Annotated in this window: 1 protein-coding gene; it reads left to right on the top strand. The window is 59.0% G+C overall.

Annotated elements, in window-relative coordinates:
- Window positions 1-12: 12 nt before the first annotated feature.
- Window positions 13-444 (top strand): fumarylacetoacetate hydrolase family protein (locus AC0DBE_RS21605; RefSeq protein WP_472963746.1); only part of this gene is annotated, 432 nt, incomplete at its 3' end.

Genomic DNA, 444 nt, shown 5'->3' with positions numbered 1-444 from the left:
CATATTCAGGAGATGGGCAGCGCGACGCCAGACGAGCCGGTCCTGTTCATCAAGCCAGAAACCGCGCTGTGCGACATTCGCCAGCCGCTGGCGCTGCCGCAGGGGTTGGGGTCGGTGCATCATGAAGTGGAGCTGGCCGTGCTGATTGGCGCGACGCTGCGTCAGGCCTCCGAAGAGCATGTGCAAAAGGCGATTGCCGGATACGGTGTCGCGCTCGACCTGACCCTGCGTGATGTTCAGGGCAAAATGAAGAAAGCGGGGCAGCCGTGGGAAAAGGCCAAAGGGTTTGATAACGCTTGCCCGATCTCCGGTTTTATCCCGGTATGTGAATTTACCGACGATCCGCAGAACACCCCGCTCAGCCTGAAGGTTAACGGCGAGATCCGCCAGCAGGGCACCACGGCAGATATGATCCATAAAATTGTGCCGCTGATTGCCTACATG

It is taken from the genome of Bacillus sp. VA15, from assembly GCF_055721145.1.
Note: the sequence above shows the minus strand (reverse complement) of the source record. Positions and strands in the feature narration are given on the sequence as shown.